Consider the following 12,001-nt stretch of genomic DNA (forward strand, 5'->3'; position numbering starts at 1 on the left):
CAGAGTTTGGATGCCTCGGAGCCGATGTCGGGATCCCTGTTATTTTGGAGGTTGTGTTTAAACAGCCGAGTTTCCAGAGCATGCAACGGGTGGTAGTGCCGTTAACGACCGACTCGATTTTGGGAGTTCAGCTCCACATCCCGCTGCCAGAGGCCAATCTGCAGAGCTATGCCGCTTGGATCGAGGCCCGCATTGATGACGGTCAGGGGGCTCAGGTGATCACTTGCAACCCAGAAATGATCATGCTGGCCCATCAGAATCCCCACTTTGCGCAGGTGCTGAAAGCCGCAGAGCTGGTGATCCCAGACGGAGCCGGGGTGGTATGGGCCTTGCGACGGCAGGGGGTTACCGTCCAGCGGGTACCTGGGATTGAGCTGGCGGAAACCTTGATTCAAGTGGCCGCAGAGCGGGGGTGGCGCTTGGCCTTGGTGGGAGGTAAGCCCGAGGTGAATGCAGCGGCAATCCAGTCTTGGCAGGCCCAGTTTCCGCAATTGTGTCTTTGGGGTAGCCACGGCTACTTCTCCCCTGAGCAGGAAGCGCAAGTTTTACAAGCCCTTCGAAGTTTTCAGCCACAGTTGGTGTTGGTGGGGCTGGGATCCCCGCGGCAGGAGCTTTGGATTCAGGCTCAGCGCCGCCTTTTGCCCGAGGCGATCTGGATTGGCATCGGGGGCAGTTTCGATATTTGGGCTGGAAAAAAAGAGCGGGCCCCCCGTTGGTGGCGTGACCATCAGTTGGAATGGTTGTATCGTCTCTATCAGGAACCCTGGCGCTGGCGACGGATGTTGGCTTTACCCAGGTTTGCCTGGCGGGTGCTGCGGGATCCCTCTTCCCGGAAGACCCCCTAATCTTGGCACCGCTCGCGTCTTCGCGTCAGCGTTGCGGAGCAACAGCGGGACAGAGTCCTTGTCTTCTCTCTAGGCTCTTTTCACCATGATCGGTCAACACGTCGGCTATAACCCTCACTTCTGCAGTTCCTGGGCCAGCACCGCCCCCACACCCACCCTCCCCACCCAACCGGATCCAGATGCCACCTTGGGGTTTTACGGCAGCACTCAGCCCGGAGCCATGCAAGCCCTGAACAGTATGGTGTCGTTGCGGGGGGTGAGTAAAGTCTTTCCGAATGGCAACTTGGTGTTGCGGGATGTGGATTTGGAGGTACGCCGCGGCGAGTTTGTGTTTGTAACGGGGGTATCGGGGGCGGGCAAGTCTACTCTGTTGCGGCTGCTCTATGGGGCCGACCAAGCCACTCAAGGTACGGTCATGGTGGATCGGGTATGCCTATTTTCTTCCGAGGGCCATCGCCCCTATCGGATCCCGCCTCGTCCTCTGGCGATGTTGCGGCGGCGGCTGGGGGTAGTCTTTCAAGACTATCGCCTCCTGGCCAATCGCACCTTGGCAGAAAATGTTGCCTTTGTGTTGCGGGCACAAGGGTTATCGCCTGCAGAAATTCGCCGCCGCATTGGGCCAACCTTAAAGATGGTGGGACTGACGGAAAAACGGGATCGCTTTCCCCATGAGCTTTCAGGGGGGGAACAACAGCGGCTCAGCTTAGCCCGCGCCATTGTCAATATGCCCGTGTTGCTGCTAGCCGATGAACCGACGGGAAACCTGGATCCGGAGAATTCCCTGCTGGTTTTGCAGATTTTGGAACGGCTCAACTCCTTTGGGGTGACCATCATGATGACCAGCCATGACCCTTATTTGGTGGAGCGGGCTGGGCATCGAGTGGTGCGAGTGGAGGGAGGACGTTTGTATGATATGCGCTGAAGGGCTGCTGGGACTCGGCAGTTAGTTAGGTCTCCCATTGAGATCCACAGGATCCCTGGGGCTGGATGAGTATTGGGCGCGTAGTTGGACGGTGAATGGAAATGCAAGCTCTCTCCCGATTTCTGAATAAAACTCGGTATCTCTTGCAAGAGACCTTTTTGGGGTTACGGCGGGGGGGCTGGCTGAACTGGGCTGCTGTGAGTACCCTGTTGGTGCTGCTGTTTCTGGTGGGCATTAGCGTCGAGCTGTCCTGGGGGGTCGATGCGACGGTGCAGTCCCTGGGAGGACAGTTGGAGATCTCCGTTTACCTGGAGCCGGAACGGCAGGCGGTGGATTTGCAGCCCCAAGTCACCCAATTGCCTCATGTGGCGGAAGTGAAGGTGATCACCAAAGATCAAGCCTGGCGTACCCTGCTGCTGGAGATGGGGATTCAGGATGAGGCGGCTATTCAAACCCAGTTGGGGGATAACCCGCTCGTGGATGCAATGCGAGTGAAGGCAGATTCTGCCGAGGCACTGGGGGAGGTGGCAACCCAGATTCGCCAACTGGAGGGGGTGGATGAAGTCTATTACGGCGACCAGGTGGTGGAGCAACTGGGCCAGATTCAGGAAATACTGCGGCTGGGATCCCTGGGGATCACCGGGGTGTTGGCCCTGACGGCGGTTGCAGTGATCACGACGACGATTCGCCTGATCGTCATGGCCCGGCGGCGCGAGATCGAGGTGATGCAACTGGTGGGAGCAACGGCAGCATGGATTTATCTGCCTTTTATTTTGCAGGGTTGCCTGTTTGGGGTGGTCAGTGCAGTAGGATCCTGGGGATTGGTATTGGGATCCCAGCAATTGCTGCAGGAGCTGCTGGAGAAGTTGATTGCCTTCCCGTTCTTGAAAGTGGTGCAGGCGGATCCGAATCAGTTGGAGTTTTGGTTTTTGCCCCTGATGCTTTTGGGAATGGGGGTTTTCCTGGGCACCACCAGCAGTTTGATCGCGGTGCGCAAGTCCGCAGGTCGCTAATTTAGGCGACTCAGGTGTTGGCGAATATCAGCGAGGGCTTGTTCCAGATCTCCCAAGGCTTGTCGTGGGCGCAGCCAGTCCTCAGCTTGGGATCCCGATCCACGCTCCTGGTTATGAGCAAACTGCAACCCCAGTTGCTCTAGCTCCCGCACAATTTGACAAAAGGCTTCCGCCCCCACATTGGCACTAGCTCCTTTGAGGCGGTGGCTAATTTTGCGCAAAACTTCTCCATTTTGCTGGGCAATGGCTTGATGAATCTGGTGCAGTTGTTCAGCCGCATCCTCGGTAAACACCTGTAAGAGCTCTTGCTCAAATGCCCGATCGCCGCCGGAAACTCGTCCTAGATGATCATGGTTGATCGGATAGGGGAGAGTCGGGGGGTCTGTAGGATGGGGAGCAAGACCGGAAAGATCCACATCCTCCTCCTCAATACCAATCGGGACTTCAGGGATCTGATCACGGGCTAAGTTAGCTTCTGACTCCGACAGGGATCCCTCAGGGGTTGAAGCGGTTGCAGCCTTGGATACAACCTGACTCCAATGGCTTAGCATTTTTTCTAGATCTTCTTTCAACACGGGCTTACTCAGGTAGTCATCCATCCCCGCTGCCAGACAGCGTTCTCGATCTTCCCGCAGGGCATTGGCGGTCATGGCAATGATCACGGTGTGTCGGTCGGATCCCGCCTCCTGTTGGCGAATACGGCGAGTCGCTTCATAGCCATCCATCACCGGCATCTGGCAATCCATCAGGATGAGGTCGTAGGTGATATGCTCCAGCAAATCCAAAACTTCTTGGCCATTGGCCACCACATCGGCTGCATAGCCTAAGCTGCGCAACTGCCGCAAAGCTACCTTCTGATTGACAGGGTTATCTTCTGCCAACAAAATCCGAATCGAGAGTTGCTCCTTAGCGGGATCCGGTTGTGAAGCTTGGATCCCACTGAGCCAAGCTGCCTGCGCCTCAGGGGCGCTCATGCTCAACATCGGAACGGATAAACCCGACGGTTTGCCCAGTGCAATAGCCAGAGCCTCCCGCAGACGAGTTTGTTTGACCGGCTTGATCAAGTAGGCGGCAAAGCCAATCTCCAGAATGCGGTGGGAGACCTCTCCGAACCCAATCGAGGTCATCATCACCAGTTGCGTATCCGCCAGTTGCGGATCCCCTTTAATCCAACGGCCCAAAGTTTCCCCATCCGTCTCTGGCATCTGCATATCCAGCACCGCCACCGGAAAGGGGATCCCGTCTCGAATCGCTTGCCGCAGCTTCTCTAGAGCTTGCTGGGCATTTTCCGCCTCTTCCACAAGCATGCCCCAGGCAGTGGTCTGGTAACGGACGATCTTGCGGTTGGTGGCGTTGTCATCCACAATGAGCAGCCGTTTACCCCGCAGATCGGCGGGAATGCGCGCCAGAGGTTGAGGCGACTGCTCTCCGGTACCGGCGGGTTGCTTCTCTAGGGTCAGTTCTACGCTGAAGGTGCTGCCCCGGCCTTCTTCGCTTTCTACGCTGATCCGACCCCCCATCAACTCCGTCAATTGTTTACAAATGGCCAAGCCCAACCCCGTACCCCCATATTTGCGAGTTGTGGAAGCATCCACTTGGCTGAAAGGCTGAAACAGTTTGTATTGTAACTCTCGCGGGATCCCGATGCCCGTATCCTTCACAGCTATTTTCAGGTGGGCATGAGTATCGGTTTGGTTCAAGAGCTCAGCCTGCAAGACCACTTCACCAGAATGGGTGAACTTAATAGCATTGCTCACCAAATTGTTGAGGATCTGTCGCAACCGGGATCCATCCCCCCGTAACTGCCGGGGCACCTCCTCCTGAATCAACACCCCCAGTTCCAATCCCTTGGCATGGGCACTTGGCGCAAACAAATCCGCAACTTCCTCCAAGCAGGATCCCAAATCAAAGTCAAGAATTTCCAGCTCCATTTCTCCAGCTTCTAACTTGGAGAAATCGAGGATTTCATTAATCAAAGTGAGTAGGGCATCGCCACTGATGCGGATGGTCTCGACAAAGTCCCGTTGCTCTGGAGTCAGATCAGTCTCCAGCAGAAGCCCTGTCATCCCCAGTACCGCGTTCATGGGGGTGCGAATTTCGTGGCTCATGGTGGCCAAGAAACTGCTCTTGGCTTCCGAGGCTTTTTCAGCTAGCTTACGCGCTTGTTCCAATTCAAGACTGCGTTGTTTCTCTCGTTCTAGGAGTTCAGCTTGAGCCAAGGCAATGCCAATTTGATTGGCCAATTGGGAGAGTAATTCCACCTCAAAGGAGTGCCAGTGACGGGGTTCAGAACAATGGTGGACAATCAATAAACCCCATAACTCTCTTTGTAAAAAGATTGGAACTACCACATTGGCTTTCACCTGGAGGCGCTGCAATAGATTGATATGACAATCGCTTAAATCCCCAGCGGTGATGTCATGGACTGCCTTGATACGGCCTTCAGCATATAAATTATAGAAACTGCGTCGAAAACAGTCATCCTCAATGACTTGTCCAAGTAGAGGAGTGTAACCCTCTCGAACTCTTTCATTCACCACTTTGCCTGATCGATCCGCCTGAAAGCGATAGACTAAGACACGATCGGTATTGAGTAGAGCTTGAATTTCACGAACAGCTGTCTCTAAGATTTCTTCAATCCGCAAAGACTCCCGAATTTTCAGACTCAGTTCCGCGAGCAGTTTGGCACGGCGATGTTGACGTTCTAGCTCTTCGGCTGCCTGCTTTCTTTCCGTAATATTCCGAAAGATACCACGGGTAGAAATGGGTTTACCATCTACAACGCGGCAACTAGCGTTACCTTCCAACCAAATTGTTTCTCCTGTAGCCGTGAGAAAAGCTGTCTCAACATGTTCGATCTTGCCCTCCGCAAACAACCGCTGCATAGCAGCCTGACAGTGCTGATGATAATCTGGGTGAATGATGTCAAACACAGTGAGGTTTCTGAGCTCTTCTTCGCTATAGCCTAGAGTTTGTTTCCAAGCTCGGTTAACATAGATAAAGTTACCTTCAAAGTCAACGCTTTGGATAAGATCAGTAGCGTTCTCAAACAGATCCCGATAGCGCTCTTCACTCTCTTTCAGGGCCATCTCTGCCAGTTTGCGATCGGTGATGTCAATGCCCGTGCCCATAATGAATTCAATCGAGCCGTTCTCATTGACCAAGGCCGTATTTGACCAAGAGATTAAGCGTAAAGCTCCCTGTTTGGTACGCCAAAAATTCTCATGGCGAGTTAATAGATCATTGCTCCTCAAGTTTTGAAAAGCCTGCTTAACCCCAGCAATGTTTTCCGGTGGGATCAGCCCCACATCCCATAGGCGCCGTCCTTTGACTTCCGCTAGCGCGTAGCCAGACAATTGCTCAGCTGCCTGGTTGAAGCGGAGGATGCGCCCTTCAGGATCCATCACCACCACCAACGCCCCTGCTGTATCGATAACCGCATTGGTAAAATCTCGCTCCTGTTTGAGCGTGATTTCCGCCCGTTCCCGCTCTTCAATTTCCCGCCGAATCAATAGGTAAACCAACAACAAAACAACATAGGTAAAAACCAATCCGCCAAAGAATGTGGCATTGGCGCTGATCTGGGTGAGCTGAACACGGAAGCTGCGCTCCTGTAGGAGGCGGTTTTCTTCCTGCTGCATGACCTGGATCAGGGCCGTGATCTGATCCATTACCCTTGGTCCTTCGTAATGCTGTAGCTGTTGTTGAGCAGCTGCAAATCCTTCTTGATCCCTAAGATCGACCAACTCCTGCAACAAACTCAGCCGCTGTTCCAGCAATTGCTCCAGCTGATCCAGGCGCTCCTGCTGGGCTGGATTATCAGAGGTGAGCTCTCGCAACAGCTGCACCCGTGTCGGGATAGCCTGAAGACTTTCTCGGTAGGCATTCAGGTAGCTGATGTCGGCGGTCAAGAGGTAGCCCCGTTGATCAGTTTCTGCAGAGCGGGCTTCTGCCAGCAGATCCTCTAGATTTTTAAGGACTTCAAAGGTGTGGGTCACCTGGGCCGTGACTTGGGGAAGCCGCAAAACATTGCGCTGTGTTAGGTAAGCAACTCCACCCAACAGGAGAGCCGCAATACCAAACCCAGTTGTGACTTTGAGCAGAAAGGCTTTCTTCAGACGGGATTGGCTAGCCGAATGGGTGGACTTGTAAGGTGGGGTCAGTGGGGCATGGGAAAGCTGAGTCAGGCTACGGCGCAACTCCAATTGAGCAACCACCTGATGGCCTAAGGCTTTCAGTTGCTCCAGTTGCTCGGGGCTAAGGTGGCGGGGCTGGTAGTCTACGACACATAGGGTGCCCAAGGCACTGCCTTCTGGGGTCACCAACGGGATCCCGGCATAAAAGCGAACATGGGGCTCTCCCGTAACAAAGGGGTTATCGGCAAAGCGCTCATCCTGTTGAGCATCTTCGACCACCAAAGGCTCTTGTGGGTTCAAGATGGCATGGGCACAAAAAGCAACATCCCGGGGGGTTTGTTCAACTTCCAGCCCCAGTTTGGCTTTAAACCACTGCCGATCAGCATCAATGAGGCTGACCAAAGCAACGGGAGTGCCACAGACAAAAGCAGCCAAGCGCACCAACTCATCAAAGCTGGCTTCGGGGGCAGTATCTAAAACGTGGTATTCGCGCAGGGCAGCTAACCGTTGCGTTTCATCAGGGGGGAGAGGAGCCTTTGGCATAGGTCGGGCAGATCACGAAGAACCCACCGAACCCAGGGGACAAGCTCACCCCGGAGCTCAGCGGTATAAAAAGAGATACCCCTAGCATAGCGCTCAGCTTCCCCTCTACGACCCGGAAAGGGGGCAGAATGGTTTTCGATGTGCTGCTCTGCTATCTATAACAACAGTAACAAGAACTGAGTAGAAGCTTAGCTCCCTAACCTGTTCTCCCCAAGGCTAGGGATCCTCAAATAGCCCCATTGAATTGATAGGATTCTGACTCAGTTGCCCTCTTTGCCAAAGGGATTGTTGCCCCTTTCGCCAAAGAGTTTGGCCTCTCCTTTAATAGCAGCCTTGATGATGTTGTAGGCAGCCCAACCCACCACCAAGACAATGGGTCCCAAAACGATAACCGGACGAAAATCAATATCCATGGTCTTTCATCCCCCTGTAAAGATTGGCAAGAACAAGGCTTTCCAAGGTTAGCTGTTGTCGGGATCCCTCCGACTGGACGATACCTCCTCAACCGGGGGATCCCAGTGTGTTGTGGCACAACCTTTGGAATGGTGATTACAGCCCTTGCGCGGGTTTGCTACAACAACGGTTGTGTCCCTAACCCATTTTTCTGGGGACTCATCCCGTGCTAGGTGACTAGCGGAAGGGCTGTATGTCCAGAATAAACCCAAATCGGGATCCCAACTGGGCAGATTTTGGCGGATCTAGGCCACCGATGCTGTGGCAAATAGGCCCGTACCGCGAATGGCATCCAAAAAGGCATACACAGCCGGGGTATGCAAGCCATTGGCCCGCAAAGCTACCCCGATCACCCGCTCCAAGGGATCCGGCAAACTGCGAATCTGTACCCCCACAGGCACGGGTTCGGCAGCCAAGCGAGGTAAGATCGCGGCCCCGAGCCCCTGAGCCACCATACTCACCACTGTCGAATCCTCCCGGACTTCGTAGGCATAGCGAAAGCTTTGGCCCGCCCGACGCAAGTGATTTTCTAAGGCCAATCCGCAGCAGCCGGAGTTATCCGCACTCAAAATGAGAGGCAGTTGGGCCAGTTGATCCCAGGTTAAAGGCCCATCTGCCAAGGTGTGGTGAGGAGGCAACAGGGCAACATATTCATCCCGTAGGATCTCGAAGGTTTCAAACTCAGTGCCACAGGGCAAATGGGTAAAGCCCAAATCCACCCGCCCTTCCCGTAGATCTTCTTCTACCCCGGCATATTCGTCGTGCTCCAGGATCGTAATCTCGATATTGGGGAAGCGGTTGCGAAACCGAGACAAAATCGGGGGCAGCAGATGGGTCGCAGCGCTGCGGAAGGAGCCAATTCTCAGCTTGCCACCCTGCAAGCCCCGTTCTCGCAAAGCCTCCTGTTCGATCGCTTCCAACAATTTCAATATCTGGCGGGCATGGTCGAGCACCCGTTCACCCGTGGGGGTGGGCAAGGCCCCATTCCGACCTCGAATCAACAACGGGATCCCCAATTCTTCTTCTAGGCTGGCAATCGAGTGGCTAATGGCCGATTGAGACAAGTTGAGATGCAGCGCTGCCTCACTAAAATTGCCGTGGTTGGCCACCGCCACCAAAGCCCGCAACTGAGCCAGTTTGATATTGCTGCTCATGAGGGATCCCTAAGGGTTGAAAGCATCCTATCGCGGCTGTCTTACCCAGAAATTGAGGATCTCAGTCAGGCAATCCGCGGACAACCACACAGCCAAGACCTGAATCGAGTCTGTAGCTAGCTGTTCCCCGTGTCAACAAAATCTAGGCACAAAAAGGATCCCCAAGCCTTGAGGATCCCGGCAGATATAGAATTTTGAGAATTTTGCGACAGATTGAGTTCAAGCTAGACGGTTGTCTAAACCATCCAAGTCTGCGGGTCTAGCGGGTCGCTGCCGTGGAGTTGGGTAGATGCAATTTACGCGCCAAGCCGAGCCTCGCCAAAACCCAGATGGCCCAGTAGGTCATATCAATTTCCCACCAGCGCAAGCCCGCCTTCACGCATTTCGGATCGGCATGATGGTTGTTGTGCCAGCCTTCGCCGTAGGTGAGAATTGCCGCCCACCATAGGTTACGGGCATTGTCGTCGCTGTCAAAAGTGCGGTATCCCCAGAAATGGCTGGCGGAGTTGATCAACCAGGTGCAGTGGAGTAGCAGTACCGTTCGGACAAAGATTCCGTACACCACAAACGACCACCCCCCCATCAGGTACAGCACCACAGCCAGAGGGAATTGCAAAAGCAGGGCGTACTTATCCAACCAACGGTAAAAGGGATCCCGAACCAAATCCGGGGCATAAGCAGAATATTTTTCTGGATTAAAGAACTCCTCACGGTGGTAAATCAGCCAGAGCATATGGCTCCACCAAAACCCTTTGCGAGCCGAGTAGGGATCCTTTTGCTCATCCTCGGTGAAGGCATGATGCTGGCGATGGCCCCCCACCCAGAAGATTGGCCCCCCTTGAATGGCCAGAGCACCCAAAATGGCAAACACATACTCCAGCCACTTGGGCACCTGGAAGCTGCGATGGCTCAACAGGCGGTGATACCCCAGACAAATGCCCAGGCTACCGAAGCACCAGTGTAGAAATAAGGCTACCCCCAACGCCGACCAGGAGAATAGGAGAATCCCTCCCACCAGAGCCACCCCATGAAAGATGGCAAAGAAGAGCACATGTTCCCAGGCAAAGCGAAGCGAGTCTGGCGGATCGGGCTGAGTCAGGGAATCTGGATGACTAGAGGATTTGGAAGGGAGGGAAACAGACATGAACCAATAGAACCTCAGGAGAAAGGGCAGTCTAGGGTGATCTCGACAATGTATTGAAGACCGCCGGATCCCAGCGGCTCAACTTAAACTTGAATGAATTTAGGGTGCAATTGGCCAATACCCACGGTGCTTCGCGATAGCGTGCCCCAGATGGAGAATCAGCTAAAAAGGAGCAGAAGAGCAGCAAACAGAGTGCCGCCAAGATGAACTCGGTTGACATTCATCCTAACGATATTCCACCGTGAATGCAAGTGTTACTTGCAGTCTGCCGCCGCACCCTAGGCTAGGTTTTCTTCTACAGGTTTTCTTCTACCATGCCCCATTCCTCCACTCGACAACGGCTGCTCAAGGCGGCCCGGGATCTGTTCGTCCGTCAAGGTATCACCCAGACCACCACCCGTCAGATTGCAGATTTGGCTGGAGTGAATGAGGTAACTCTATTTCGGCATTTTGGCACCAAGCAGGGACTGCTGTTGGCGGTGTTTGGAGAACTGGGCGTGTTTTCAGGCATTGCCGATTTGCCCCTGCAAAATCAACCCAGCGGAAACATCGAGGGATCCCAGCTCCAGTCGATTTTACTCAACTATGTTTACAACTGCTTTCGCGCCTTGGCGGATAACCCGGAATTGGTGCGATCCCTAGTGGGAGAAGCAGGATCCTATTCTCCGGCCCATCGGCGGGCTTTGCGAGAAGGTTTTCTAAAGGCCCAGGAGCAACTGCGCGATTATTTGTATGGGTTCTTTCCACCAAACCCGGAGGCTTCTAAGCCAGATTGGGTGGGTCGAGCCGCAGGGGTTTTGCATCTGATGATTTTGGGGGCAGCCGTGTTGGAAGTGACAGCCCAATTGCCCACCAGCTCAGCAAAACCGGATCCCAATTCAACCCTATCTCCAGAAAAGGGGATCCCACCGCTGCTGCAAGCCTGTGTGGAAGTATGGATGGCGGGTATGACGGGTATGAAGTGAAAAGAAAGGAGGTTGTAAGCCGGGTTCTGTGGTGCAGAGTTCATCTGCAGAGTGAACCTGCACTGGCGATCATCTATCTGGGAGTGATGTTGCCATCACCCTCTTGCGGCGCACCACCACCGAGACCACCCTTCCCCAACTGGGTACCGTGATCTCGATGCAGCCAACAGGGGCGAAGAACAGCCATAATCCTGTCCGCTGCGGCCTTGCTTTCCACCGGGGTTTACCGAGCCAACGCCTCTCGACGTTGCTGGTAGGCTCTTACCCTACCTTTGCACCCTTACCTGTGCTGAACCGGTGCTGATTCAGCCATCGGCGGTATGTTTCTGTGGCACTATCCTCACGGTTGCCCGCACTGGGAATTTCCCCAGCGGTGTGTTCTTCTGAAAGCCCGGACTTTCCTCATCTTGCTGCCTAGTAGCGACAGCACCGACGCGACCGCCTGCCCCTCCTCTCTCTTCAGCTCGATCCTACTGTACTTCCTCAGCCCAGAGGATCCCTGAGGATTGAGGTTGCGGAGCTGTTGGGTTCGGAGTAGCTGCAGTGGGTTCGGAGTAGCTGCAGAAGGTTTTTTGTCTGGGCTGCTTCATCTCAAGGACACTACAGAAGCTATCCAGACTGTGGAGCAAGGCATGGCAATCAGAATTGTGAATTGTGATACGAGTAGGTATCCTCTCCTTCTGGTTGGAGGTGCTCATATTACGAAAAGCAGCGTAAAGCCCCCGGTTTCTAACCGGGGGATATAAGCGCACAGGCTGAATTTATTCAGCAACAGAAATAGTACATACAATAGTCCCCATGAAACGGGTCACCACCACACTCAAGC

8 protein-coding genes and 1 other RNA gene are annotated in these 12,001 nt (G+C 54.2%); 4 read left to right on the forward strand and 5 right to left on the reverse strand.

Features of this window, described 5'->3' with window-relative positions; genetic code table 11:
* Positions 1 to 80 precede the first annotated feature (80 nt).
* From JX360_RS06665 to JX360_RS06675, 3 genes are all read left to right on the forward strand, one after another.
* The gene (locus tag JX360_RS06665) at positions 81 to 845 is read left to right on the forward strand and encodes a WecB/TagA/CpsF family glycosyltransferase (RefSeq protein ID WP_244349864.1); all 765 of its coding nucleotides are present in this window, start codon (positions 81 to 83) and stop codon (positions 843 to 845) included.
* Between the two features lie 238 nt (positions 846 to 1,083).
* Positions 1,084 to 1,767, forward strand: coding sequence for a cell division ATP-binding protein FtsE (locus tag JX360_RS06670; RefSeq protein ID WP_425244367.1), 684 nt, complete (start codon positions 1,084 to 1,086; stop codon positions 1,765 to 1,767).
* A gap of 101 nt (positions 1,768 to 1,868) precedes the next feature.
* Positions 1,869 to 2,780: a cell division protein FtsX gene (locus tag JX360_RS06675; protein ID WP_244349866.1), complete on the forward strand. Its 912-nt coding sequence runs from the start codon at positions 1,869 to 1,871 to the stop codon at positions 2,778 to 2,780.
* Here the strand turns inward: JX360_RS06675 and JX360_RS06680 are convergent.
* From JX360_RS06680 to JX360_RS06695, 4 genes are all read right to left on the reverse strand, one after another.
* Entirely contained in the window at positions 2,777 to 7,459 is a 4,683-nt protein-coding gene (locus JX360_RS06680) for a PAS domain S-box protein (RefSeq protein WP_244349867.1), read from the reverse strand. The genes JX360_RS06675 and JX360_RS06680 overlap by 4 nt on opposite strands.
* A 260-nt stretch (positions 7,460 to 7,719) precedes the next feature.
* On the reverse strand, positions 7,720 to 7,872 hold the full coding sequence (locus JX360_RS17855; RefSeq protein WP_279611304.1) for a photosystem II protein Y: 153 nt from the start codon (positions 7,870 to 7,872) through the stop codon (positions 7,720 to 7,722).
* Between the two features lie 285 nt (positions 7,873 to 8,157).
* A complete protein-coding gene (locus tag JX360_RS06690) occupies positions 8,158 to 9,066 on the reverse strand; it encodes a LysR family transcriptional regulator (RefSeq protein WP_279611305.1) in 909 nt (302 codons plus the stop codon).
* Positions 9,067 to 9,325: 259 nt separating this feature from the next.
* On the reverse strand, positions 9,326 to 10,210 hold the full coding sequence (locus tag JX360_RS06695; protein ID WP_244349868.1) for an acyl-CoA desaturase: 885 nt from the start codon (positions 10,208 to 10,210) through the stop codon (positions 9,326 to 9,328).
* 314 nt (positions 10,211 to 10,524) lie between these two features.
* Between JX360_RS06695 and JX360_RS06700 the strand changes: the two genes are divergently transcribed.
* On the forward strand, positions 10,525 to 11,175 hold the full coding sequence (locus tag JX360_RS06700; protein WP_244349869.1) for a TetR/AcrR family transcriptional regulator: 651 nt from the start codon (positions 10,525 to 10,527) through the stop codon (positions 11,173 to 11,175).
* Here JX360_RS06700 and rnpB read toward each other — a convergent pair.
* Positions 11,175 to 11,629, reverse strand: an RNA gene (gene rnpB, locus JX360_RS06705) — RNase P RNA component class A. The genes JX360_RS06700 and rnpB overlap by 1 nt on opposite strands.
* Positions 11,630 to 12,001: the final 372 nt, after the last annotated feature.

Source organism: Thermostichus vulcanus str. 'Rupite' (genome assembly GCF_022848905.1).
GTDB classification, from domain to species: domain Bacteria; phylum Cyanobacteriota; class Cyanobacteriia; order Thermostichales; family Thermostichaceae; genus Thermostichus; species Thermostichus vulcanus_A.